This window comes from Pseudomonas sp. HN2, from assembly GCF_020736465.1.
GTDB classification, from domain to species: domain Bacteria; phylum Pseudomonadota; class Gammaproteobacteria; order Pseudomonadales; family Pseudomonadaceae; genus Aquipseudomonas; species Aquipseudomonas moraviensis_A.
Genome location: NZ_CP085885.1, coordinates 3615884 through 3640897, shown reverse-complemented (window position 1 = coordinate 3640897; position 25014 = coordinate 3615884). Strand labels below are relative to the sequence as shown.

The 25014-nt window shown below is 59.4% G+C and carries 25 protein-coding genes; 14 read left to right on the top strand and 11 right to left on the bottom strand.

Annotated elements, in window-relative coordinates; genetic code table 11:
• Positions 1–83: 83 nt before the first annotated feature.
• Positions 84–1838, bottom strand: a complete 1755-nt coding sequence (locus LIS66_RS15785) for an L-lactate permease (RefSeq protein ID WP_227972530.1) — start codon at positions 1836–1838, stop codon at positions 84–86.
• A 243-nt stretch (positions 1839–2081) separates the two neighbouring features.
• Here LIS66_RS15785 and LIS66_RS15780 point away from each other — a divergent pair, with 243 nt between their 5' ends.
• Together LIS66_RS15780 and LIS66_RS15775 are read left to right on the top strand one after the other, a co-directional pair.
• Entirely contained in the window at positions 2082–2288 is a 207-nt protein-coding gene (locus tag LIS66_RS15780; RefSeq protein ID WP_042609358.1) for a hypothetical protein, read from the top strand.
• A 104-nt stretch (positions 2289–2392) separates the two neighbouring features.
• The gene (locus LIS66_RS15775) at positions 2393–3457 is read left to right on the top strand and encodes a hypothetical protein (RefSeq protein ID WP_042609359.1); all 1065 of its coding nucleotides are present in this window, start codon (positions 2393–2395) and stop codon (positions 3455–3457) included.
• A 98-nt stretch (positions 3458–3555) separates the two neighbouring features.
• On the opposite strand, the gene LIS66_RS15770 is transcribed toward LIS66_RS15775, so the two are convergent.
• A complete protein-coding gene (locus tag LIS66_RS15770) occupies positions 3556–3831 on the bottom strand; it encodes a hypothetical protein (protein ID WP_042609360.1) in 276 nt (91 codons plus the stop codon).
• 279 nt (positions 3832–4110) lie between these two features.
• On the opposite strand from LIS66_RS15770, the gene LIS66_RS15765 reads away from it, so the two are divergent.
• The 4 genes from LIS66_RS15765 to LIS66_RS15750 all read left to right on the top strand — a co-directional run bounded on the left by LIS66_RS15765 (position 4111) and on the right by LIS66_RS15750 (position 7585).
• Positions 4111–5193: a hypothetical protein gene (locus LIS66_RS15765; RefSeq protein WP_042609361.1), complete on the top strand. Its 1083-nt coding sequence runs from the start codon at positions 4111–4113 to the stop codon at positions 5191–5193.
• 2 nt (positions 5194–5195) lie between these two features.
• Complete coding sequence (locus LIS66_RS15760; protein ID WP_042609362.1) at positions 5196–5567, top strand: DUF1428 domain-containing protein; 372 nt, start codon at positions 5196–5198, stop codon at positions 5565–5567.
• A 124-nt stretch (positions 5568–5691) separates the two neighbouring features.
• Positions 5692–7188 (top strand): helix-turn-helix transcriptional regulator, encoded by a 1497-nt coding sequence (locus tag LIS66_RS15755; protein ID WP_227972529.1) that lies wholly within the window; start codon positions 5692–5694, stop codon positions 7186–7188.
• Positions 7189–7327: 139 nt separating this feature from the next.
• Entirely contained in the window at positions 7328–7585 is a 258-nt protein-coding gene (locus LIS66_RS15750; RefSeq protein WP_042609364.1) for a DUF1652 domain-containing protein, read from the top strand.
• A 1096-nt stretch (positions 7586–8681) separates the two neighbouring features.
• Here LIS66_RS15750 and LIS66_RS15745 read toward each other — a convergent pair.
• The 6 genes from LIS66_RS15745 to LIS66_RS15720 all read right to left on the bottom strand — a co-directional run bounded on the left by LIS66_RS15745 (position 8682) and on the right by LIS66_RS15720 (position 13527).
• Positions 8682–9449 carry an SDR family oxidoreductase gene (locus LIS66_RS15745; protein WP_024013283.1) on the bottom strand — a complete coding sequence of 256 codons (768 nt, stop codon included), beginning with the start codon at positions 9447–9449 and terminating at the stop codon, positions 8682–8684.
• Between the two features lie 37 nt (positions 9450–9486).
• Positions 9487–10554 carry a phosphotransferase family protein gene (locus LIS66_RS15740; RefSeq protein WP_227972528.1) on the bottom strand — a complete coding sequence of 356 codons (1068 nt, stop codon included), beginning with the start codon at positions 10552–10554 and terminating at the stop codon, positions 9487–9489.
• Between the two features lie 198 nt (positions 10555–10752).
• Positions 10753–11721 carry a 2-hydroxyacid dehydrogenase gene (locus LIS66_RS15735; RefSeq protein ID WP_042609366.1) on the bottom strand — a complete coding sequence of 323 codons (969 nt, stop codon included), beginning with the start codon at positions 11719–11721 and terminating at the stop codon, positions 10753–10755.
• 169 nt (positions 11722–11890) lie between these two features.
• Complete coding sequence (locus tag LIS66_RS15730; protein WP_042609367.1) at positions 11891–12313, bottom strand: hypothetical protein; 423 nt, start codon at positions 12311–12313, stop codon at positions 11891–11893.
• A gap of 16 nt (positions 12314–12329) precedes the next feature.
• Positions 12330–12812, bottom strand: a complete 483-nt coding sequence (locus tag LIS66_RS15725) for a DUF4822 domain-containing protein (RefSeq protein WP_042609368.1) — start codon at positions 12810–12812, stop codon at positions 12330–12332.
• A gap of 331 nt (positions 12813–13143) precedes the next feature.
• Entirely contained in the window at positions 13144–13527 is a 384-nt protein-coding gene (locus LIS66_RS15720; protein ID WP_042609369.1) for a tautomerase family protein, read from the bottom strand.
• A gap of 226 nt (positions 13528–13753) precedes the next feature.
• On the opposite strand from LIS66_RS15720, the gene LIS66_RS15715 reads away from it, so the two are divergent.
• The 3 genes from LIS66_RS15715 to LIS66_RS15705 all read left to right on the top strand — a co-directional run bounded on the left by LIS66_RS15715 (position 13754) and on the right by LIS66_RS15705 (position 15701).
• Positions 13754–13948, top strand: a complete 195-nt coding sequence (locus LIS66_RS15715; RefSeq protein ID WP_042609370.1) for a hypothetical protein — start codon at positions 13754–13756, stop codon at positions 13946–13948.
• 52 nt (positions 13949–14000) lie between these two features.
• Complete coding sequence (locus LIS66_RS15710) at positions 14001–14171, top strand: hypothetical protein (protein WP_165839209.1); 171 nt, start codon at positions 14001–14003, stop codon at positions 14169–14171.
• 249 nt (positions 14172–14420) lie between these two features.
• Positions 14421–15701, top strand: coding sequence for an HAAAP family serine/threonine permease (locus tag LIS66_RS15705; RefSeq protein ID WP_227974523.1), 1281 nt, complete (start codon positions 14421–14423; stop codon positions 15699–15701).
• A 134-nt stretch (positions 15702–15835) separates the two neighbouring features.
• On the opposite strand, the gene acnB is transcribed toward LIS66_RS15705, so the two are convergent.
• The gene (gene acnB / locus LIS66_RS15700) at positions 15836–18445 is read right to left on the bottom strand and encodes a bifunctional aconitate hydratase 2/2-methylisocitrate dehydratase (protein WP_039763151.1); all 2610 of its coding nucleotides are present in this window, start codon (positions 18443–18445) and stop codon (positions 15836–15838) included.
• 467 nt (positions 18446–18912) lie between these two features.
• Here acnB and LIS66_RS15695 point away from each other — a divergent pair, with 467 nt between their 5' ends.
• The gene (locus LIS66_RS15695; RefSeq protein WP_042609372.1) at positions 18913–19383 is read left to right on the top strand and encodes a DUF1289 domain-containing protein; all 471 of its coding nucleotides are present in this window, start codon (positions 18913–18915) and stop codon (positions 19381–19383) included.
• Positions 19384–19486: 103 nt separating this feature from the next.
• Here the strand turns inward: LIS66_RS15695 and LIS66_RS15690 are convergent, their stop codons facing one another.
• A complete protein-coding gene (locus LIS66_RS15690; protein WP_042609373.1) occupies positions 19487–20350 on the bottom strand; it encodes a universal stress protein in 864 nt (287 codons plus the stop codon).
• A 159-nt stretch (positions 20351–20509) separates the two neighbouring features.
• On the opposite strand from LIS66_RS15690, the gene LIS66_RS15685 reads away from it, so the two are divergent.
• The 3 genes from LIS66_RS15685 (at position 20510) to LIS66_RS15675 (ending at position 23289) form a co-directional block, all read left to right on the top strand.
• The gene (locus tag LIS66_RS15685) at positions 20510–21118 is read left to right on the top strand and encodes a tRNA-(ms[2]io[6]A)-hydroxylase (RefSeq protein WP_123419326.1); all 609 of its coding nucleotides are present in this window, start codon (positions 20510–20512) and stop codon (positions 21116–21118) included.
• Positions 21119–21294: 176 nt separating this feature from the next.
• Positions 21295–22002 carry a response regulator gene (locus LIS66_RS15680; RefSeq protein ID WP_065616125.1) on the top strand — a complete coding sequence of 236 codons (708 nt, stop codon included), beginning with the start codon at positions 21295–21297 and terminating at the stop codon, positions 22000–22002.
• Positions 22003–23289 (top strand): ATP-binding protein, encoded by a 1287-nt coding sequence (locus tag LIS66_RS15675; RefSeq protein WP_227972527.1) that lies wholly within the window; start codon positions 22003–22005, stop codon positions 23287–23289.
• 123 nt (positions 23290–23412) lie between these two features.
• On the opposite strand, the gene LIS66_RS15670 is transcribed toward LIS66_RS15675, so the two are convergent.
• Positions 23413–23901, bottom strand: coding sequence for a GFA family protein (locus LIS66_RS15670; protein WP_065616126.1), 489 nt, complete (start codon positions 23899–23901; stop codon positions 23413–23415).
• Positions 23902–24040: 139 nt separating this feature from the next.
• On the opposite strand from LIS66_RS15670, the gene glsB reads away from it, so the two are divergent.
• On the top strand, positions 24041–24949 hold the full coding sequence (glsB, locus tag LIS66_RS15665) for a glutaminase B (protein ID WP_042609378.1): 909 nt from the start codon (positions 24041–24043) through the stop codon (positions 24947–24949).
• Positions 24950–25014: the final 65 nt, after the last annotated feature.

Below are 25014 nucleotides of genomic sequence, written 5' to 3'. Positions count from 1 at the left end.
CGGTGTGTCAGCCAACACACTATCAACTGACAGACCGCTATCGCGAGCAGGCTCACTCCTACAGTGGAGTTGTGTTTCTTCAGTTATGGCCCACCTACCACCATCGAGGTAAACGGCGAGACGTACGCCTGCAACGTCACTAGCCCGCCGACCAGGATCGCCAGCACGATCGAGTGGAAAAACACGTAACGCAGGATCTCGCCCTCATGCCCATACCAGCGGGTCGCGGTGGAGGCGACGACGATCGACTGCGCGTCGACCATTTTGCCCATCACCCCACCGGAACTGTTCGCCGCCGCCATCAGCACGGGACTGATGCCCAGTTGTTCCGAAGTCACCCGCTGCAAGCCGCCAAACAACACGTTCGACGCGGTGTCCGAGCCGGTCAGTGCCACCCCCAGCCAACCGAGCAGCGTGCCGAACATCGGATAGAAAATTCCCGTCGCCGCGAACGCCAGGCCCATCGTCGCATCCAGTCCGGAATAGCGCGTGAGGAACCCCAGCGCCAGCATTGCCGCAATGGTGATCAGCGAAAACCGCACCACCCACAGCGTGCGCAAGTACTGCTTGATCAGTTGCGGGATCGAATAGCCCATCAACAGACCGCCGACAATCGCCGCCAGCAGAATCCCGCTGCCTGTCGCGGTCAGCCAGGTGAACTTGTACACCGCTTCCTCGGCTTTCGGCGCCGCAACAACTGGCGGGACTTTTTCGATCTGCAAGTGCAGGCTGGTGAAAGTCACTGCCGGGGCGAAGGTCGGATTGGCCTCACGCACCGGTTTGCCTTGCGGATCAAGCTTGGCCGATTGCGTGACCGGGTCGATCACCGGCCGCGTATCGAACATGTTCTTGAAGCCCTGCGTGCCCCAGGCAAACACGAACACCGTGAGAATGATCCACGGCATCCATGCGCGCATCACTGCCGGGCGCGCCTGATCGCTGAAGGCGGCGCTGGCGGTGACTTTTTCTTCATCGACTTTGGAGTTGTCGACGCGGCCGGACAGCGCTGCCGAAGTATGAATGGTGGCCGGTTTCCACACTTTGAGGAACAGTGTCAGGCAGGCCATGGAAATCAGCGCGGCGATCACGTCCACCAGCATCGGCCCGTGGTAGTTCGAAACGAGAAATTGCGGGATGGCGAAACTGACTCCGGCCACCAGAATCGCCGGCCACACCTCGAGCATCTTGCGCCATCCGGCAAAGGCCCAGATTAACCAGAACGGCACCAGCACCGAGAAAAACGGCAACTGCCGGCCAACCATCATCGACAGCTCCATCTCATCCAGCCCGGTGACTTTGGCGAGGGTGATGATCGGCGTGCCCAGGGCGCCAAATGCCACGGGGGCGGTGTTGGCGATCAGTGCCAGACCGGATGCGGCCAAGGGTGAAAAACCCAGACCAATCAGGATCGCCCCGGTCACCGCCACCGGCGTGCCGAAGCCTGCCGCGCCTTCGAAGAACGCACCGAAGCAGAAGGCGATCAGTAGCAGTTGCAAGCGTCGGTCGTCAGTGATGCGCGCGAGGGAATCCTGCAGCACTTTGAACGAGCCGTTCTCAGTGGTCAGGCGATGCAGGAAGATGATGTTGAGGACGATCCAGCCGATCGGCAGCAAGCCATTCGCCGCGCCGAACAATGCCGCCGAACCGGCCATGCCCGCCGGCATGTCGAAGGCGAAGATCGAGATCAGCAGGGCGGACGCCAGTGCCAGCAGCGCCGCCAGATGCGCCTTGACGTGAAAGAACGCCAGCGCCGCGAGCATCACCACCACCGGCACTGCAGCCATCAGCGTGGAGAGCACCGGATTGCCGAACGGGTCATAGATTTGCTGCCAGACCATGGTCCACCTCTGCTTGTTGTTATTTGAGGGTGCAGATCCATTGCTTGGGGATTGGTTGCAAGCAGTATAGGTGGCATTACGCCGCCGCTCGGTTGCGGCGAACGGGCCGACAAACGGTCGATGGTGGCCAGTGAATCAACGGGTTTTTGCCCGGTCGTATCTGCGGCTGCGCGCACTGCCTCTTGAAGAGGCCGGCAGCGTGGCGATTTCATCGTCAAGACCTTGGGTTTAGGAAAGTATTGAATGAAGCACGCGACAACGATGCTGCTCACTGTGACCGCCGCGGTATTGCTCAGCGGCTGTATTGCGGATTTTGATGATGACCACCGGCATGGCCGGCATTACGACCGCGACCATGGCCGCTATCACGATGATGACCGGCGCTGGGACGACCGCGATGGCGACCGCCGCGATGGCCGTCGTTATTACCGTGATCGCGATGATGACTGATTGATCGAGAGTCCCAGGGACGGGCTCACGTGAGAGAGCGAAGAAATGGACGCCGTAGTGGCAATTCAGTAGCATGCGCGCTTTTCACGCTGCCAAGGAAGATCATGTCCATTGTTTCCCCGCTGCGCCTGGCCCTGTCGCTGGCTGGTGCAGTACTGTCATGCAGCCTGCTGACAGGTTGCAACATCACCGGCACCTATCAGGATGCGACCGATCCAGACGCCGCCAAGGTAAGGTTCGTCGCCAATACCGATAACGCCACGATCGATTATTTCGACGCCGAGCATTGCGATGGCTTGACCACCGGCATGCTCAACAATGTGTTGATCGGCGACAGCAAGCGCCGGGCGGGGATGATGGTTGCGCCGCCGGAACAGGCGCGCGGTTACCTTGAATTCAAGATCAAGCCCGAGCAGCCGGCGTATCTGCGTGTCAACACGCAGGTCGGTTACGCCACCTGCGGCTCTGGTTTTTCCTTTACGCCCAAGCGTGGCAATGAATATGAAGTGACACTGAACGTCACCAAGACCCAGTGCATCACCACGTTGCGGCATCTGGAGCGGCACGACGGTAAAGATCTGCGCACCGTGATGCCACTGGACCGCACTGCGCTGGCGGCGTGCGTGGGGCGCAACCCGATCTTTCCCAAGCCACCGGCGCTGCTGCCCGACACGCCGCAACGCACGGCACTGATCGACCGTATCATCGAAGGCAGCCTTTTCGTTTTCATGAAACCGGATGCGGGCAAAGAGCCTGCGGCCAGTTTTTCTCCAGAGAAGCTCGACTCGCTGATCAACGACCGCAAGGCCAAACTGGGTTTTACGTTGCCGGACGATTACTGGGCGCTGTATCGCCAGAATCTGATCGAGTTCGACAAGGAAAGCGCGACCACAAAGGATCAGGCGATGCAGCGCACCAAAGACGAATATCGCCAGCGTTTGCGTAGCGTCGATGACAAGCGCCTGGGCGAGTGGGCGCGCGTGGATGACAAAGACGGCAAGCGTGGCAACGCGGCGCCGGACGCGGAAGAAAAGGCCATGTTCATGTTCTATTTCCAGGCGTCGAACCGCGTGATGGCGGAAGCCATCGATCATCACCTCGATCGGATGGCCGCCATGGACGCGAAATATGAAGTCTGTTCGCGCTTTGCAGACTGCTGGAAGCGTTGATCGACTGAGTCAGCGGATGCCGCGAAAAAGCCCACTGAGCCGAACCGGCCAGTGGGCTTTTTCATGATCGTCCGCTTCGCGGGCAAGCCTTTGAGGGATTAAAAATGAGCGCTCGCCTGGACGCGGGATCGCGCAGGCACCGAGGCCTCGTGATCGAGCAAATGGGTGGCGAGAATGTCGCTCAGAAAACGGAACTGATCGTTGAGGCCGACCACTTCATTGCTGAAATGGTTGCTGGCGGCGGGCATCAGCAGATCGTCGAAATCCTTGTTGAACACCAGCGTCTGCGCTTTGCGCGGTACGACGTGCTGTTGGTAGTAGTTGCTGCCGAACACCGGGAAACTCACGGAGAGGGTGACTTGGGTATGGATCATGATGTGAACGCCTCGTTGTGTGTCGGATGAGTCAATCGTGCCTTTGGTGAGGGATGGGCGGAAGGCAATCGTGGCGATGGTGGTTATCGACGGTGGTGATGGTTGAGGTTTGTGGTGCTGCTGATGGCCCCTTCGCGAGCAGGCTCACTCCTACAGGGAGAACGCATTTCAAATGCAGGAGTGAGCCTGCTCGCGAAGAGGCCAGAACAAGCGGCGCCCCTCTTGATCACCTGCCTATACTCAAACCTGCACCTCCCTCAGCCAAAGGACACCACCACCGTGAATCCGCGCGCGCTGGTCGTTGCCGCACTGTTTCTGCTGGCCGGCTGTGCTACTTCGGTCCGGGCACCGGTGACCGCGCCGCAAGCCGTGGTCGTGTCGGCGCAGACCTGGCAGCAGATCGACCGCGAAATCCTCAGCGCTTCGCAGCAGGCCACCGAACAGGTCAAGCTGTTCGCCCGCGGTTCGATGGAACATTGGCGCACTCGCGTCTATCAGCAAACTGAAGAAAATTTCATCCCTTGGTTCAGCAGCTACTGGACTCAGGAATGGCTGTCGATGAAGGTCAGTTGGTACACGATCAGCGCTGGCGGCGAGCAGGATGCTTCGGCGAAACGGCTGGCGGCGTATCTGCTTGAGCAATATCAGGAAAAGGTCCTGGCGCCGGTCGCAGTAGAGATAGATCCGGACGCGATCCTGGCTCAGGCCACGGCGTTCTACGCGCAGTTGATGGCGCAACAGATGCCACTCATCGCCCAGCGTCATGGTGTGCCTATTGCGCAGCTCAACGGGCGCTTGCAAAAGATCCCGGCCATCGCCCTCGGGCCCCCGCCGGCGCGGGATGCCTCGCTGTTCACGGTCATCAGCACCGAGCCGCTGAACACGCTGCCGGCGTACGCCGCGCTGATCGACAAGGTTCACACCGACGGCGGCGCCAGGGGCATTTCTTCCACCGACGCCGCCATGGCCCCGGTGGCCAAACGTGCCAGCCAGCGCATTGAAGCGGAAATGGCCCCGCGCGGCGCCGCCAGTGCGGTGGCGGCAGCGGCGGGGAAACTGGCCGGGGCGATGATTTCAGTCGGCGTGGCCGGCATTCGCGCGATCATCCAGGCCAATGACCGCCCCGACAGCGAAGCGCTGATCCGTAGCAGTCTGGGCAACACCTTCGACAAGGCCTGGATGAAGCTGCTGCAGAACCCGACCACCGGGGTGATGGCGGGAACGCTGCACATGGCCGGGCAGGTCGAGGGCAATCTTGGGGCGATTGGCGAACCGCCGGTCGGGCCTGGCGTGAATCGTGTCGAATGGCGCCCGCCACAATCGACCAGTCAGCAGATCGAACCCATCCTGCAAGGAGAATGAACATGGCCTACATCGATATCTTCGTGGCACCCGTGCCTGACGCCAATCGTGAACAGTACAAAAAACACTGTCAGATCGCCGCCAGGCTGTTCAAGGAATATGGCGCCGTTGAGGTCGTCCAGTGCTGGGGTGACGACGTGCCGGAGGGCAAGCTCACCTCTTTCCCGTTGGCGGTCAAACTCAAGGAAGGCGAGACCGTGTCATCCGGCTGGCTGATCTGGCCCGACAAAGCCACCCGCGACGCAGGCATGGCGAAAATGATGGAAGACCCGCGCATGCAACCGGACGTCAATCCCATGGGCTTTGACGGGCAGCGGATGATTTTTGGTGGGTTCAAGAATCTTTTTGACGGCGTTGGGCCGTGGGACAAGTGAACTGGCACAGATTACAGCTCACGCACTCCCACAGAGGGCTTTTCGGCGATTTTCAAGGCGTGGCACGATCCCGAGTCGTCGCGGTCGTACTCTTCACCTAGCCGCATCACAGTGTGGAGATCCAATGAGCCAGGAAGTCCTGACCACCGAAACCAACCGTCGCCAGTTGCAGCAGATCATTGCCGGGCTGTCGGACGGGGTGATTCTGCTGGAACTCGACAAAAGTATCCTCTGGGCCAACGAAGCGGCGCTGACCATGCATGGCGTCAGCACCATCGGTGACCTGGGCACCAACGCTGACGAGTACGCCAAGCGTTTCGTCCTGCGCTATCGCAATAACCATGTGTTGTCGCCCGAGAACTACCCGATCAGCCGCGTGGCGCGTTGCGAGGCGTTCAGTGACGTGCTGATCGAGATCTCGCCCGTGGACGACCCGGAGCGTATCTGGGTGCACAGTGTGCGCAGCATGGTGCTGACCGACCGTGTGGGGCAGCCCGAGTCGCTGGTGCTGATCATGAGCGATGTCACCGACTGGGCCAACGCCGAGCTGCGCTTCGAAAAAACCTTCAACGCCAACCCCGCGCCGGCGGTGATCTGCCGGCTCAGCGATTTGCGTTACATCAAGGTCAATCCGGGTTTTCTGGAAATGACCGGCTATACCCGCGATCAGGTGATCGGCACCTCGGCATACGAAATCGATATCTTCGAGCAGGCCGATAAACGCGATCTGGCTATCCAGCGCTTGCGCGATGTCGCGACCATTCCGCAGATGCAGGCGGAACTGCGCCTGCCTGACGGCGGCAGCAAACAGGTGATCGTTGCCGGCCAGCCGCTGCTGCTCAATGACGAGAATTGCATGCTGTTTTCCTTCGTCGACATGGAGCCGCGGCGCCGGGTCGAGTTGGCGCTGCGTCAGAGCGAAGAACGGTTCGCCAAAGCCTTTCGGCTGACCCCCGTGCCGATTCTCATCTGCACCGCGGACAAGCAGGAGGTCATCGACGTCAATCAGGCGTTTCTCGATACCCTGGCCTATGACAGCGATGAGGTGCTCGGCAAGACGGTGACGCAGTTGAGCTTTATCCACGATGACGGTGCGCGCACGCGGTTGTTGTCGGCGCTAGCCAAGCACGGTCGGGTGGATCGGGTCGACGTGCCGGTGCGCAAGAAGGACGAGGAACTGCTCGAATGCGCAGTGTCCGCCGACACGGTGAACATCCATGACACCTCGTGCTATCTGCTGGTGTTGATGGACATGACCGAACGCAAGCGCACGGAGCTTGAACTGGTCGCGGCGATTGAAGAGGTGATGAAGGATGCTTCGTGGTTCAGTCGGACGTTGATCGAAAAGCTCGCCAACGTAAAGAAGATCAACTCGCCGCAGTTGCCCAGCGCCTCGTTCACTGATCTGACGGCGCGCGAGCGCGATGTACTGGGTCTGATCTGCGAAGGGCTGGCAGACAAGGAGATCGCCGGCCGACTGAAACTGGCGCCCAATACCGTGCGCAATCACGTGGCCACGGTGTATTCGAAGCTGGATGTGCACAGCCGCAGCGAGGCGATTGTCTGGGCGCGGGAGCGCGGCTTGTTCTCGGGAGAGTGGGGCACCAAAGGCCAGCGCTGAGGGTGCAAATGCACTAGTTACAAGGGTGCAAATTCATGTATTGGCGCAGGCGTTGTGTTCTTAGGCTTGTGGGGTGCGGTGTGGACCATTTGCGTCTTGCGATCGCGCCCCCTTTCGAAACAGCCATAGGAACATGTCCATGATGAATCTTGCGCAGTTGCGCGCTCGGCTAGAGCACAGTTTTGCGCCGCTGGCTTGTGAATGTTCGGTGGATGGTGATCATTCGCTGACGGTCAAGTTGTATCACCCGGATTCGGGGCAGGTGGATCTGGTGATCAGTGGCCTGGATTTGGCTTCGCTGCGTACGCCGGAGGCGGTTGAGGCGTTGGTGGGTGAGTTGCGGTATGAGCTTGAGAGCAATTCTTTGCGCTCGTCGCGGGATCCGGATCTGGCTTAGCGCTTTTGGGGCTTGGCGGCCTTTGGGGCTTGGCGGCCTTTGGGCCGACCATGCTTTGGGGGGGGTGTATATCCGTTTTTTTGGGTGTTGCGGATGGCGGTTTCGCCCTTACGGCGAGTCCCTTTTGGCAAACGCCCCAAAAGGAACCAAAAGGTCTTCGCCCTGACGTTCGGCCCACTCGCTGGGGCTCGGGGTTCCTTCGCTACGGGATCGATCCTGGCGCAGCGGCTCCGGTTTGCTTCGCTGCACCTACACTCGCTGTGTCCGACTGCGTCGTAGGGTCGCTGCGCTCCCACGCCTGGATCAATCCCTCCACTCAGCCTGCCGACGGGCTCCAGGATCAAAAGCGGAACTCGAGCTTGCGCTCATCGTGGGTAGGCGCTGCCGAAGGCTCGGGGCGCGATCGGACGATCTTTTGATTTTGTTTTTGCTGTTCTGTGGGAGCGAGCCTGCTCGCGAAGGTGGCCTGACAGCCGACCTGTTCTTTAGGTTTTACGCAATCCATGTAGGAGCGAGCCTGCTCGCGATGAGGCCCTCGCCGATTACGATGATCTCAATCCAGACCTCTTCTGGACAATCCGCGCAAAACCGACAGCCCAAACTATTCAATCGCCCCAATCCACTGGCGCGAACAATGTGCTCAGCTATAAAGAATGAGTGGTCAGGTCTTCCGCGGCCGTTTGGGCGGCGGGAGGTTGTCTCCCTTTATCGCGGGTCGTCCTATGACTAATCCTGGGAAACGCGTATTGCCGTTGGCTTTTCTTGTCGTGTTGGTGGCGGGTTGTGCCAGTCCACCACCCCCTGCGCCTGTCGCGCCGCCGCCACCGCCGGAGCGCCGCTGCGAGGTGTTGGAGAATACTGAGGTTGTTGGGGACATGTACGTGGATGGGCAGGTGACACGCCAGATCACGACTACCCGTTGCATCACACAATAAGACTCGCGATTGCTCGATTGCACGAGGCCTGGAATCCAGCAGTGACTCTGTGGGAGCGAGCCTGCTCGCGAAGGCGGGGTATCAGTCGAAACACAGCTGACTGACACGACGCTTTCGCGAGCAGGCTCGCTCCCACACGGGCTAGCAATTTGCCGGGGAAATCAGGACAGGAAGCCGCCGTCCACATTCAGCGCCACACCGGTGGTGTAGCTCGACGCGTCGCTGGCGAGGTACAACACCGCGCCCGCCATTTCGCTCGGATCGGCCACGCGTTTGAGCGGGATCTGGGTCAGGGCTTGCTTCAGGATTGCGTCGTTTTTCACCAGTGCTGAGGCAAATTTGGTGTCGGTCAGGCCGGGCAGCAGGGCGTTGCAGCGGATGCCGAATTGCGCGCATTCCTTGGCGAAGACCTTGGTCATGTTGATGACCGCGGCTTTGGTCACCGAATAAATGCCCTGGAAAATCCCCGGCGAGATGCCGTTGATCGAGGCGACGTTGATGATGCTGCCGCCGCCGTTTTCGCGCATCAGCTTGCCCGCTTCCACCGACATGAAGAAGTAGCCGCGAATATTCACGTCGACGGTCTTCTGGAACGCACCGAGATCGGTGTCGAGCACGTTGCAGAATTGCGGGTTGGTCGCGGCGTTGTTGACCAGGATGTCGAGGCGGCCGAACTGTTCCTTGATCCCGGCGAAGACCTGACTGATCTGCTCCATTTCACCGATGTGGCAGGCTACGGCGGTTGCCTTGCCGCCGGCGGCGGTGATGGCGTCGGCGACGTGCTGGCAGCCTTCGAGCTTGCGGCTCGAGACGATCACGTGGGCGCCTTGCTGGGCCAGCAGTTTGGCGATGGCTTCACCGATGCCGCGGCTGGCGCCGGAGACGAAAGCGATTTTGCCGTCGAGGTCGAACAACTGAGTCTTGGACATGGGATTCCCTTGTGAAAAGTCTTGTTATTGGCCCGGATCAGAGGCTGGATTTCTGGATGACCTGCAGGCTCATCTGCTCCAGCAGTTTGTTCATGTGAATGAACTGCGCGAAGCGTTTGTCCTGGGTCTGGCCATGGTAGAAGCGGTAGTAGATCTGCTGCACGATGCCGGCCAGGCGAAACAGGCCGTAGGTGTAGTAGAAGTCAAAGTTGTCGATGCGGATCCCTGAGCGCTCGGCGTAGTAGTCGACGAATTCGCGGCGCGTCAGCATGCCCGGCGCATGGCTCGGCTGGCGACGCATCAATTGCACCGGTGCCGGGTCGCCGGCTTCGATCCAGTAGGCAAGGGTGTTGCCAAGATCCATCAGCGGGTCGCCGAGGGTGGTCAGTTCCCAGTCGAGTACACCGATGATCTGCATCGGGTTGTCCGGGTCGAGGATGACGTTGTCGAAACGGTAGTCATTGTGGACGATGCTCGACGTCGGGTGGTCGGCCGGCATCTTGGCGTTGAGCCAGGCTTTCACTGTTTCCCAATGCGGGGCGTCCGGGGTCAGGGCTTTCTCGTAACGCTCGCTCCAGCCTTTGATCTGCCGCGCGACGTAGCCTTCGGGCTTGCCCAGATCGCCGAGGCCACAGGCGTTGTAATCGACCCGGTGCAGTTCAACGAAACGGTCGATGAAGCTTTTGCACAGCGATTCGGTCTTCGCCGAATCGAGGCCCAGTTCCGGCGGCAGTTCGGCGCGCAGGATGATGCCCTTGACCCGTTCCATCACATAGAATTCGGCGCCGATGACGGCTTCGTCGGTGCAATGCACGTAGGCCTTCGGGCAATACGGGAAACCTTCGCGCAGTTGATTGAGGATGCGGAACTCACGGCCCATGTCATGGGCGGACTTGGCCTTGTGGCCGAACGGCGGGCGGCGCAGGACGAACTCCTGTCCTGGGTATTCCAGCAGGTAGGTCAGGTTCGAGGCGCCGCCGGGAAACTGGCTGATCCTGGGGCTGCCGGTCAGGCCGGGAATGTGCGCCTTGAGATACGGATCGATCAGGCCGGCATCGAGTTCTTCGCCTGCGCGGATCCGGGTGGACTGGTCAGTAAGCGCCATGCTTATCCCTTCTGCTTATTTTGGAGGCCAGACATCATTGGCTAATCTAATGGCGCGCGGGGTCGGTCACAAGCGCGGGTCGGTCTTATAGGTTCGCGTGTTGCTGGATGATCACCTATGGAAATGGGTACAACGGGCGTGCAGACAGAACGGGCCGGATCCGCTTGACGGCAGTGAATCCGAGGCTCGCGGCATGCTTCAGTGCACGCGCTGGTTGCTGAATCTGGGCGGCAGGGCGACGGGGGTCAACACTGGTTGACCGGAGAAAAACGCCATGAGGTTCTTGCCTACCAGTTCCACGGTGCCCTGAGTGGCCTCGGGAGACAGCCCGGCGACATGAGGCGTCAGCACCACATTGCTGAGGTTTTTCAGCGTGTCGGGCACCTCGGGTTCGTGATCGAAAACGTCCAGCGCAGCTCCGGCGATGCGACGTTGTTCCAGTGCGGAAACCAGTTCCGCCGTGCTGATCACACTGGCTCGCGCGATATTGACGATGAATCCGTTTGGGCCCAGCGCATCAAGCACTGCTCGCGTCACCAGATGTTGAGTACCAATGCCACCGGGCGTGGCAACGACCAGGAAGTCCGAGGCCCGGGCCAGTTCCGTCGGCGTTGAGCAGAATGCGTAGGGCACATCGCTGCGCACCTGGCGATTGTGGTAGCTGATCTGCATGTCGAAACCCAGCTCGGCGCGTTTGGCAATCGCCATGCCCACCGCGCCCAGCCCGAGAATGCCCAGACGTTTGCCCGCCAGGGAGGGCCGCATGATTTTTGGCCATTCACCCCGGCGTACTGCGGCATCGCAGCGCGGGATATCACGCACCAATGCCAGCAGCAGTGCCATTGCATGATCCGCCACCGATGAAGCGTTGACCCCGGCGCCGTTGGTGACGGTGATGCCTCGATTACTCGCTGCTTGCAGGTCGACCTGCTCGTAGCCCGCACCGATCACCGTGATGATTTTCAAGGCGGGGAGGGCGTTGATTTCGTCGGCTGTCAGGCCCAGCGGGCCGCGAGTGAGCACGGCGTCGATACGACTGCCATGGGTGAGGATGGCTTGCGTACGTTCGGCTGGCGTCGGTGCAAGGATCAGGTGGAATCCCTGATGTTCGAGAATCGGCAGATAGTCATTGATCGTTTCAACCAGTACCAGAACGGTTGCGGGCATTGCGCGGCTCCTGTGATTGGCGGCGGGTGGGTCGCGAAAGTCGACTCAGAGTGCTGAATCCGCAGCGGCTTGGCAATCGTTGCATTCGCGCAGTGGTGCTTTGATTCTGGACCGCTTCACGCCAGAAGCAAGGGCGCCCGCCCACCGGTGAACCGGTGGGCGGGCGATGTCATTGGGCCGCGTGCGCTTTGCTCTGTTCGGCCAGCGCGATCGGTTTGAAATCATAGGTGGGGTAGAACTCGGTGCGATAGCTGCCCCAGGCTGTGTTTTCCAGCGCCAGGTTCACTTCCGCCAGTCGAGACGCGGGAAAACGCACTGTAACGACCTGGCCGATGCCCATCATGATATTCCAGCTCACCACTTCGACCCCGGCGGGCGGGAAGGTTTTATAGAAACCTTGCTGGGCAAGCTGGGCTTTGAGTTCGCTGAGCGGACGGGATTGATCATGCTTGAGGAACACGGTGAGCATCATAGTGTTGTCCGTGACGGCGGCCTTTGTCGGAGCTGTCGTGGCCTGTGCGTTGCTGAATCCGAGCAGCGCGGCGGACATCAGGGATGCTGATAACAACAGGGACTTCAGTGTCTTTTTCATGTCGAACTCCAGGCTTTTATTGTGGCGTGGCAGACTTGGTGACCACACTTCCGGTATAGGGCGCGTGAACTACGTGAATGCGTACGGGCGGATTGCTTTCAATCATGTCGCGAGGTACTTCACGGGAATAAGTGAACTCGTTTTTATTCAGTGTCTCCAGACGCCTGACGATCGTTTTGTTCGGTCCGATGTCCGGCACCAGCACATGTTGTCGTTGATCACCGGTGACGAAGAAGTAACCGCCGCCGCCATTGTTGTATTTGGACTCACCGGTATCGGTGTAGAAAAACTCGTAGCGGTTGGTTTCCGGGTCCCAGGTCGATATTCCGACGACGCCGGGATATTTGGCCTTCACGTCAGTCTGCGGAGCGCCCTCGATGTAGACCTTGGTCGTCAGCCACCGCGGTGACGAGGCCAATTCGCGAATGTCAGCCTGCGCGCCCGCAATCGGCAAGAGCAGCGCCGCCCACAGTAAATGAATCCTGTTGTATTTTTGCATGCCCGATTCTCGCTGTCTGAAAGGTGACGGAGAAAATATAGTCAGGCATCGGGAAGTTATTCAAGGCCAGGGAAGTTGCTTGTAACAAATTCGCTTGTTTTGAATTCCCGGTATTGTTCGGTGTTATTTTAATTGCGTTTTTATTTGTAGGATTAATCTGAAAGTTTGGGTCTGAAATTCTTCCAAGTTACAGTGTTAACACAGGTGTCGCGTGTCAGTTGATAGTCGCCAGGACGGTCTACCCGGTTTTCTAATTCGATCTGAAGAACATGTAACAATTAAAATCAGACAGGGCTGTGGGAGTCAGTCCCGACTCGAAACGCCGACGACGTCAGGTGACGTATTGGGCGACGCCATTGCCAAATGACCAGTTCTCTTTTTTTACCTCGACCAGATTGATGAAGACATCCTCCAGGCGTATGCCCAATTGCGCATGCAGGCCCTCGGCGATGGTCTTGAACAGCAATTGTTTCTTATCCACGGTGCGCCCTTCGCTGATGGTGATCTGAATGAACACCACGCCATCGCTACGCTGGATGCCGAGGTATTGCGGGTCATACACGAAGTGCTGGCTGTCGTGCTCGTTGAGAATCTGGAAGTTGTCGTGCTCGGGCACATCGATACAGGTGCGCAGAGCGGCATAGACCTGTTCACCGATGCGCCTGGCGAACGTGGGATCGGGGTTTTGCTGGATATCGACGCGAACCAGTGGCATGGGAGTCTCCTTGAGTGGTGGCTTCTCTCACGCTAGATCAAAAGCAGTGTCCTGGCAGGTGAATGGTCTGGAATATCGTGGGTTCGGTGTATGAGGGAGCTTACGCGACGCGCGGATTTTGCCTACGGGGACGGCAGATGCGTCTGCTAGCCAGCACCCTATGGATGCGAAATCATCACGCCACAGAGCAGCTTGCGCGAGAGCTGCCACTAGCCAAGGAAGGCGAATGCTTCAAAACGACCGGGAAAACCTCGAACTTGACAAGCTGATGAATGAAATACGCAAGCTTGTGGCTGAGAGGAAAAAGCTTGTAGCGGAAGAAAAAAAGATGAAATGGGAAACCTATTTCTACCCGGTTGCGGTAATAGCCGGGGTATTGACTGCAACAGCGGCCTTGATAGGCCTTTCACTCAAGTTATGAATGTTCGAGCTTCACCATATTTAACCCATCACCCGCGAGTAGGAAATCCACCATGAGTACATTCGACCGCCAGGCCATGATTGATCGATCCGATCGAGAGCACGACGAGTATTTGGAAAAATTACGCATCAAACAGAGAGGCGACATCGTTCCTATCCTGGGATTACTGAGTCTGGCAATACTTTGCATGTCGTTTGGCTTCCTGGTCGCTCGATTGATCTGAGCCTTCGGCTGGGCAGGGTGCAGGAAAAACGTCGAAAAACGACATTCAACGTAGCTTTTAACGGCAAAAAACATTCCGAAAACGACCACCCATCCATCTGCTCCGGACAACCATTCCTCAGCTAAGTCTTTGCTTGCGTTGATTTATCACGGAGAATCGCGCCCCTGTTTCGGCCGGAGCATGTCTGTCGGTTTTTTCCGACGCGTCCCGACCGAGTGGCAAGTGACCGGAATGCGGAGATCCGACCGGATGAATGATCAGGCCAATAGCCTCGAAAAGCGTTTCGACGCAGCAGCACCCGCTGAACTTTCGAGCTGGAATCGCCAGGACACCACCTGGATGCTGGGACTGTTTGGGACGGCCATTGGCGCCGGCACCCTGTTTTTGCCGATCAACGCAGGGCTGGGGGGCTTCTGGCCGCTAGTGATCCTCGCGCTATTGGCGTTCCCGATGACGTTTTATGCTCACCGTGGCCTGACCCGTTTTGTGCTGTCCGGTCGCGAAGGCGCCGATATCACGGAAGTGGTCGAGCAGCATTTCGGCATCAAGGCCGGCGCGTTGATCACGTTGTTGTACTTCTTCGCCATTTTCCCGATCCTGCTGATCTACAGCGTCGGCCTGACCAACACGGTCGCCAGTTTCCTCGAACATCAACTGCACATCACGCCGCCGCCGCGCGCGCTGTTGTCATTCGTGCTGATTCTCGGCCTGTTGGCGGTGGTGCGGTGCGGTGAACAGGCGATCGTCAAGGCCATGAGCCTGATGGTCTATCCATTTATCGTCGCGCTGCTGTTCCTCGCCGTGTACCTGATTCCGCACTGGAACGGCGGCATCCTCGCCACCGCCTCGCAAGTACCGGCGCCGTCAGCGCTGCTGCATACCCTTTGGCTGGCAATTCCGGTGATGGTGTTCTCGTTCAACCATTCGCCGATCATCTCCGCGTTTGCGGTGGATCAGAAGCGTCGTTATGGCGTACACGCTGAAGAGCGCAGCTCGCAGATCCTCGCGCGCGCTCATGCACTGATGGTAGTGATGGTGCTGTTCTTCGTATTCAGTTGCGTACTGACCCTGTCGCCGGAGCAACTGGCTGAGGCGAAAGACCAGAACCTGTCGATCCTGTCGTACCTGGCCAACCACTTCAGTAACCCGACCATCGCTTTCGCGGCGCCGTTGATTGCGTTTGTGGCGATCTCCAAGTCCTTCCTCGGCCATTACATTGGTGCCAGTGAAGGTCTCAAGGGTTTGATCGTCAAGAGCGGCAAGCGTCCGGGCGCCAAGGCGCTGGATCGCATCGTTGCGGCGTTGATGTTGGTGGTCTGCTGGATTGTCGCGACGCTGAACCCTAGCATCCTCGGCATGATCGAGACCGTCGGTGGTCCGGTGATTGCGGCGATTCTGTTTCTGATGCCGATGTACGCGATTCGCAAGGTGCCGGCCATGGCGCGTTATCGCGGTCAGGCATCGAACGTGTTTGTTACGGCAGTTGGGCTGGTAGCGATTTCAGCGTTGGTTTACAAGCTGGCTGTCTGACCGATCTGTGCGATTGCGAGCCTGCCATCGCGAGCAGGCTCGCTCCCACAAGGTTTTGCGTGATGCTTGCACGGCAGGCATAAAAAAACGCCGCTCATCTCACGATGGGCGGCGTTTTTTATTGCCTTGCAGCGTTAGGCTTGAACGACCGGGATCTTGGCGTTCGCAGCAGCTTCACGGAACTCGGCGATCTGGTCGAAGGACAGATAGCGGTAGACATCGGCCGCCATGCTGTCGATCTTGCCAGCGTATTCCATGTACTCCTCGACGGTCGGCAGGCGACCCAGGATCGAAGCAACGGACGCCAGCTCGGCCGAGGCCAGGTAGACGTTCGCGCCGTCGCCCAGGCGGTTCGGGAAGTTACGGGTCGAAGTCGACACCACGGTGCTGTTCGGCTCAACGCGTGCCTGGTTACCCATGCACAGCGAGCAGCCTGGCATTTCCATGCGTGCGCCAGCCTTGCCGTAGATGCCGTAGTATCCTTCTTCGGTCAGTTGGTGAGCGTCCATCTTGGTCGGCGGCGACAGCCACAGACGGGTTGGCAGCTGACCCTTGACCTGATCCAGCAGTTTACCGGCAGCGCGGAAGTGACCGATGTTGGTCATGCAGGAACCGATGAACACTTCGTCGATCTTCTCGCCAGCGACGCTGGACAGCAGACGGGCGTCGTCCGGATCGTTCGGCGCGCAGAGCACAGGCTCGTTGATCTCGGCCAGATCGATTTCGATGACTTCGGCGTATTCGGCGTCGGCATCGGCTTCCATCAGCTCAGGGTTGGCAATCCAGGCTTCCATCGCTTGAGCACGACGTTCCAGGGTACGCGCATCGCCGTAGCCTTCGCCGATCATCCAGCGCAGCAGGGTGATGTTGGACTGCAGGTACTCGGTGATCGACTCTTTCGACAGCTTGATGGTGCAACCGGCAGCCGAACGTTCGGCCGAGGCGTCGGACAGTTCGAACGCCTGCTCGAGGGTCAGACCTTCCAAGCCTTCGATTTCCAGGATGCGGCCGGAGAAGGCGTTTTTCTTGCCCTTCTTCTCAACGGTCAGCAGACCGTTCTGGATAGCGAAGTACGGAATGGCATGAACCAGGTCGCGCAGGGTGATGCCAGGTTTCATCTTGCCTTTGAAACGCACCAGGATCGATTCCGGCATGTCCAGCGGCATGACGCCGGTGGCTGCGGCGAACGCAACCAGACCGGAACCGGCCGGGAACGAGATGCCCATCGGGAAACGGGTGTGCGAGTCACCACCGGTACCGACGGTGTCCGGCAGCAGCATGCGGTTCAGCCACGAGTGGATGATGCCGTCGCCCGGACGCAGGGATACGCCGCCGCGGGTCATGATGAAGTCAGGCAGGGTGTGGTGGGTGGTCACGTCGATCGGCTTTGGATAAGCCGCGGTGTGGCAGAACGACTGCATCACCAGATCAGCGGAGAAGCCCAGGCACGCCAGGTCTTTCAGTTCGTCACGGGTCATTGGACCGGTGGTGTCCTGAGAACCCACGGTGGTCATCTTCGGCTCGCAGTAGGTGCCAGGACGAACGCCCTGGCCTTCTGCCAGACCGCAAGCCTTACCGACCATTTTCTGCGCCAGGGTGAAGCCCTTGGTGCTTTCAGCCGGCGCTTCAGGCTTCTTGAACAGGTCGAACGGTGGCAGGCCCAGCTCGGCGCGAGCCTTCTCGGTCAGGCCACGGCCGATGATCAGCGGAATACGACCGCCGGCACGGACTTCGTCCAGCAGCACCGGGGTTTTCATTTCGAAAGTGGTGATGACTTCGTCGGTACCGTGCTTGCAGACCTTGCCAGCGTGCGGGTACAGATCGATCACGTCGCCCATGTTCATGTTCGACACGTCGAACTCGATCGGCAGGGCGCCGGCATCTTCCATGGTGTTGTAGAAGATCGGGGCAATCTTGCTGCCGAAGCAGAAACCGCCAGCGCGCTTGTTCGGCACGTACGGGATATCGTCGCCGAAGAACCACAGCACCGAGTTGGTGGCCGATTTACGCGAGGAACCGGTACCGACCACGTCACCGACGTAGGCGATCGGGAAGCCCTGGCCGCGCATTTCTTCGATCTGCTTCATCGGGCCGGTCTTGCCTTGCTCGTCCGGCACGATGCCGTCACGGGCCATTTTCAGCATGGCCAGGGCGTGCAGCGGGATGTCCGGGCGCGACCAGGCGTCTGGGGCAGGCGACAGGTCGTCGGTGTTGGTTTCGCCGGTGACTTTGAATACGCGCAGGCTGATCTTGTCGGCCAGAACAGGGCGTTTCTTGAACCACTCGCCGTCAGCCCAGGATTGCAGCACGGCCTTGGCGTGAACGTTGCCGTTCTTGGCTTTTTCCGCGACGTCGTGGAAGGCATCGAACATCAGCAGGGTGTGCTTGAGTTCTTCGGCGGCGACTGGGGCCAGTTCGGCGTCATCCAGCAGCTCGACCAGAGTGACGATGTTGTAGCCGCCCTGCATGGTGCCGAGCAGTTCGACAGCGCGTTTCTTGTCCAACAGAGGGGAGGTGGCTTCGCCCTTGGCCAGGGCGGACAGGAAACCGGCCTTGACGTAGGCGGCTTCGTCCACTCCAGGCGGTACGCGATTGGTGATCAGGTCAACGAGGAAAGCTTCTTCGCCAGCCGGAGGGTTCTTCAGCAGCTCGATCAGGCCTGCTGTTTGTTCGGCGTTAAGCGGCTGGGGAACGATACCCAGGGCTGCACGCTCTTCGATATGTTTGCGGTAGGCTTCAAGCACAGTTATTACCCTCATCAGTGGTCCCAAATGGGTGTCCGGGACGCTCGTCGCGAAATGCTCGTACTCATGCGCTGCGCGGCGTTGTGGGCCGCTTGGCCAGAATTACCGGGCATTCCTTACAGAAGCTGCTTTCAAAGTTTTACGCCTGCAGAACGGGGAGCTGATGAGGGTTGGCGTCGGGCTTTTCCCCGCTGGAAAAACCCTTCGCCAACACCGCTCTGAAGGAACGACTGTGCTCGTGACGCTTTGAAAACAGCTTCTAACGGACATTGGCGCCTTAAAAGGCTGGCTGATTCTACGGCAAAAAAAATTTAAAGGTAAGTCGCGCTCTATTGGACTTTCGTGGCAACCAGCGTGGCCGGGGCAAACCTGCGACGCTGGCGAAACCCTGCTGTTTGAGGGGTGATCAATGCGCGACAAAGGGCTAACATGCCGGCCTGTTCCGCGTTTCAGTGTTCTGCCCATTTATGCCCAATCAGACCATCAAGACCCCCTGCGTCGGCCTCTGCTCCACCGTTTACGGTGACCTGGTGTGCCGTGGGTGCAAGCGTTTCCACCACGAAGTGATCCACTGGAACGGATACAACGAGGAGGAAAAGCGTGCGGTCTGGCTGCGTCTGGAGCAATTGCTGTCACAAGTGATGGCGAGCAAGGTCGAGATCTTCGACCCGGTTCGTCTGCGCGAACAGCTGGAACAGCGCAAGATCCGCTTCGTCCCGCATCAGTCGGAATATTGCTGGGCCTATCAGCTGATTGCCCGGGGCGCGCGAGTGATCATTAATCTTGAGGCATACGGGATGGTATTGCTGCCGGAGTTTCGTGACTGGAACCTGCCGGAGCTGCGCGATGCCATCGATCGGGAATTCTTCCTGCTGTCGGAAGCGCATTATCAGCGCTATATCGCCCCCGGCTTTCTCAAAGACGCCTTTCAATTGTAGGAGTGAGCCTGCTCGCGATGGCGTTGTGTCAGTCAACGCATTTTCAATGATCCACCGCTATCGCGAGCAGGCTCACTCCTACAAGGGGCCGCATAGCAAATGTTTAGTGTTTCACCGCCAACTCCACCAGATGATCCTCAACCTCCTGCGGCTTGAGCACCAGCACATCGCTTTCCAGCGTATCCAGCACTGCTTCAGCGGTATTGCCGATCAACGCGCCTGACAAGCCACTGCGCGCCACCGTGCCAATCACCGTTACCGCCGCCTGCAGCTTGTGCGCCATGAACGGAATCAGCACATCTGCCGGGCCTTCCTCGACGTGCAGGTGCTCATCATCGACGTCGAACTCCGCCTGAAACGCCCGGCATTGCTCGCGATATCTGGCTTCTATGGTCGATTTGAGCTGAAACGTCGGATCTGCCGCCGACAGCATCGGCGACGGGTGCGCGGTGATCACATGCAAATGCGCCTTGGCCAGACTGGCGATGTCGTAGCCGTGATCAATGATGGTGCTGTGCAAATGCCGGTGCTCGCCGTCGGCATTGCCGACATCGACGGCGGCGAGAATCACTTTGTCCTTCCACGTACCGGCGGTTTTGACCAGCAGCACCGGGGTAGGGCAGTGGCGCAGCAGCTTCCAGTCGGCCGGGGTCAGCAGGGCTTTTTTCAGCGAGCTGTCGGGGAAATGCTGCTTGATCACCAGGCCGCAACCCTCGGCCTGCTGCACATCGATGATGGTTTCATGCAGGCTCTCGTTCCATGCCTGTTCGGTGGTCACGCTGTAACCTTCGGCGAGCAACGCAGCCTTGAGCACGCTGAGCAGGCCGGCGTGGTCATGCTTCTTGTCGCACACCAATAGATGCAGATGGGCCTGGGTCACACCGGCGATCAGCTTGGCGCGCTTGAGCGCCAGGCTCTCTGCATGTTCAGGTTCAATGACCACCAGAATGCTGCGAATGGCTTGCATGAGCGGAGTCTCCAGCAAAGAAAAGGCACGGCGTTGCACAACTATAGTTGCTGTCCGAACGTCTGCGACTTGATGCATATCAACAGCCGCCGCTGGTGGTCTGCGGGCAGGCCGGTATAATCGGCGCCCTTCGCTCGAACACCTTTTACCGTGAGCCCCATGATCCTTCCCGAAATCCACGAATTCCTTGGCTGCCGCACGCCCGACGCCTGGGTCCAGGCGGCACTGGCCAATCAGGACATCCTGCTGATCGACCACAAGAACTGCGAGTTCAAGGCCGCCAGCACTGCGCTGAGCCTGATTGCCAAGTACCACGCCCACGTCGACCTGATCAACATGATGTCGCGCCTGGCCAGGGAAGAACTGGTGCACCACGAGCAAGTCATGCGCATCATGAAGCGGCGCAAGATCGAGCTGCGTCAGCTGCACGCCGGCCGTTACGCCTCGGGCCTGCGCAAAGTGGTGCGCAGCCACGAGCCGGTGAAACTGGTCGACACGCTGGTGGTCGGCGCGTTCATCGAAGCACGCAGTTGCGAACGCTTCGAAGCACTGGTGCCGCATCTGGACGAAGAGCTGGGCAAGTTCTATTTCGGTCTGCTGAAAAGCGAGGCGCGGCATTTTCAGGGTTATCTGAAACTGGCCTATCAGTATGGTGATGCCAAGGATGTCGCGCAGGTGATCGAGCGCGTCCGTGCAGCCGAGCAAGCACTGATAGAGTCACCGGACGACGAATTCCGCTTCCACAGCGGTGTGCCGGTCGCCGCATGACAGGGCAGCTCCTACGAAAACGGCCATCATTGTCTGATTGTAAAAAATTCTTAAGAGTATGAAACATCACCGAAAACCGGCCCGCGTGGCCGGTTTTTGCTGTCTGGCGTCATCGCCTGACCGACGATTGCCCGCATAATATCGGCCCTTCCACGTTTGGCTTGGCAACGGTCGTTATGGATAACCTGGGTTTTGGCAAAGTCCTGCTGGTCGAAGACGATGAGCGTCTGGCCGCACTGATCGCGCACTTTCTTGAACAACACGGCTACGAGGTGCGCACGGTGCATCGCGGCGATCTGGCCGTGGCCGCGTTCCTCGAATTCAAGCCGAAGGTAGTGGTGCTCGACCTGATGTTGCCGGGGCAGAGCGGTTTGCAGGTGTGCCGCGAAATTCGCAGTGTGTCGGAGACGCCTATCGTGATGCTCACCGCCAAGGAAGACGACCTTGATCATATCCTCGGGCTGGAGTCCGGTGCCGATGATTACCTGATCAAACCGATCAAACCGCCGGTATTGCTCGCCCGGCTGCGTGCGTTGCAACGGCGGCAGATGCCGGACACCAGCGTGGTCAGTTTTCTTGAGTTCGGGCAATTGGGCATTGACCGCAGTTGCCGTGAAGTGCGCCTGGCCGGTGAGCTGATCGAGCTGACCACCATGGAGTTCGAATTGCTCTGGTTGCTCGCCAGCGCGGCGGGCAAGATTCTCTCGCGCGATGACATTCTCAACCGTATGCGCGGCATCGCTTTCGACGGCCTCAACCGCAGCGTCGACGTCTACATCAGCAAATTGCGCAACAAACTCAAGGACAATCCCCGCGAGCCCGTGTGCATCAAGACCGTGTGGGGCAAAGGCTATCTGTTCAATCCGTTCGCGTGGGAGTTGTAGATGCTGCGCTTGTTCCTCGGACTGTTTTTGGTGATGACGGTGGGGCTGGTACTGGCTTTGCAGACCGTCGAACACACCTTCAACGCGTTGCTCGACAGCCAGATGCAGGACTACAACCGTGAAGCCGTGCGCGGTCAGGCGTGGTCGCTGGTGGATCATCTGCAAGGCCGCCAGGGTGCCGAGCGTGAGCAGAAACTCGATTCATTGCGCGCCCATTACGGTCTCTCGCTGAGTCTGGTCGAGGCCGATCAACTGGCCCTGACGCCGCAGGAAAAAGCCGAACTGGCGCGGAATCTGTTGGTGATCCGCGACGATTACACGCAGTTCATCAGCAACATCGATGGCGGCTCGCAGTTGCTCAGCATCAAGTTGCCGCCCGAGCCAAGCCTGATGCCGTTCTATATCACGGCGGCATATATGATGCTGGCGGTGTTGATCGGGATCGTGCTGTTTTTCTGGGTGCGGCCGCACTGGCGCGATCTGGAAAAACTGCGGCTGGCCGCCGAGCGTTTCGGCGACAACGACCTGTCGGTGCGCATCCAGTTATCGCGGCGCTCGAATATCCGTGATCTGGCCGAGCACTTCAATTTGATGGCGGCGCGCATCGAGGGGCTGATCGCCAATCAGCGCGAACTGACCAATGCCGTTTCCCACGAATTGCGCACACCGATCGCGCGGCTGTCGTTCGAACTCGATCAGCTCAAACAGCAACCGGGCGCGAGCCAGAATCGCGAACTGATCGCCGACATGTATGCCGACCTCGGTGAACTGGAGGAAATGGTCTCGGAGCTGCTGACCTACGCCAGCCTGGAACACGGCGCGACGGTGATCAAACGGGAGAATGTTCACGCGGCCGACTGGCTCGACAGCGTTGTCGGCAGTGTGGCGCTGGAGGCCGAAGCGGCGGGGGTGCAGTTGTCGATCGGCGATTGCCGGGTCGACACCGTGAGCATCGAACCGCGTTTCATGGCGCGGGCCGTGATCAATCTGCTGCGCAACGCCATCCGCTACGCCGAGCAGCGCGTAGAGGTGTCCCTGCTGTGCAACGGCGATGACTATGAAGTTCGGGTCAGCGATGACGGGCCGGGCGTGCCGTTGCAAGGGCGGGATAAAATCTTCGAACCGTTTTCGCGTCTGGATGCCAGCCGGGATCGACGTACGGGTGGATTTGGCTTGGGCCTGGCCTTGGTGCGGCGGGTGTCGCAGTCCCATGGCGGGCAGGTTGAGGTGGGTGACTCGGCGTGGGGTGGGGCGTTGTTCAGGATGACCTGGGCGCATCCGGATTGAGTGATGTGCCTGAGCTGGCCCCTTGTAGGAGTGAGCCTGCTCGCGATAGCGCTAGGTCATTCAATGATGAGTCGACTGACACAACGCTATCGCGAGCAGGCTCACTCCTACAAGGGGCGGTGTTCAGCTAGTCAGGCCGAGCCGCTCATGCCACTGGGCAATGGACTCTTCGGGATACTCATCGAACTGCTGATCCTTAGCCTTGGCCTCGACCTCAACCCATGGCGCTTTCGAACCAAGCATCAGGTGCGTGTGTTCCGGCGGCACCGGCAGCGGCGTATCGATCGCCGAGGCGAATGGATGAATCAACTCTGGCCATTCCGGACTGAACAGCCACAAACCGCTGCCGCACAGCGAACAGAAGTGGCGCTCGGCGCTGCTGCGATGGGCGCGGTTGTCGCCTTCGGCTTTCATCTTCGCGTGATAGATGCTGATGTTTTTGCGCCCGCGAACCTTGAGGCTGGTCGCGTCGCCGCCGAGGTTGATCGCATAACCGCCGCCGCCCTGGGTCTTGCGGCAGATCGAGCAGTAGCAGCGTTGATATGGGTAGGGGTGGACGCTGTCGAGGCTGAACGTGACTTCGCCGCAATGGCAGGAGCCTTCGAGGTGCATGGTGCTCTCCCGTGTCTGAATGGTCCGGTTCAGCCTAGAACACTTTGCGCAGCGCTTGCCGGTGTGATGCGACCGGCGGGCGCAGCGTCTAGCCCCAGTGTCCCCGCGATCCCATGGGGCGAGACTTTCGGAACCCGGCATGCAAGCGCTGTTGAACGAGATCCTTGACGCCGTCCGGCCCCTGATCGGGCAGGGCAAGGTCGCTGACTATATTCCCGCCCTCGGCACGGTGCCGGCCAACCAATTGGGCATCGCCGTGTACGGCAATGACGGCGAAATGTACTTTGCTGGGGACGCTGAAACGCCGTTCTCGGTGCAGAGTATTTCCAAGGTCTTCAGCCTGGTGCAGGCCATCGATCATTCCGGCGAGGCGATCTGGGAACGGCTTGGTCATGAGCCTTCCGGCCAGCCGTTCAACTCGCTGGTGCAACTGGAATTCGAGCGCGGCCGCCCGCGCAATCCGTTCATCAATGCCGGGGCGCTGGTGATCTGCGACATCAATCAGTCGCGCTTCGCCGCGCCGACGTTGTCGATGCGTGATTTCGTCCGGCGTCTGTCCGGCAATCCGCAAATCATGATCGACGGCAAGGTCGCCGACTCCGAATACCAGCACCGCGCGCGCAATGCGGCGATGGCCTATCTGATGCAGTCGTTCGGCAATTTTCACAACGATGTCGAAGCAGTGTTGCGCAGCTATTTCAGCCACTGCGCGCTGCGGATGAATTGCATCGATCTGGCCCGGGCGTTCTGCTTTCTGGCCAATGACGGTTTCTGCAAACACAGCGGCGAGCAGATCCTCACGCGCCGCCAGACCCAGCAGGTCAACTCGATCATGGCTACCAGCGGTTTGTATGACGAAGCGGGCAACTTCGCCTATCGCGTCGGTCTGCCGGGCAAGAGCGGAGTGGGCGGCGGGATCGTCGCGGTGGTGCCGGGGCAATTCACAGTCTGTGTCTGGTCACCGGAGTTGAACGCGGCAGGTAATTCGCTGGCGGGGATGGCGGCGCTGGAGTTGCTGAGCTCAAGGATTGGCTGGTCCGTCTTCTGAAACTCACACAGTCCCCTTGTAGGAGTGAGCCTGCTCGCGATAGCGGTATGCCAGACAAAATAATG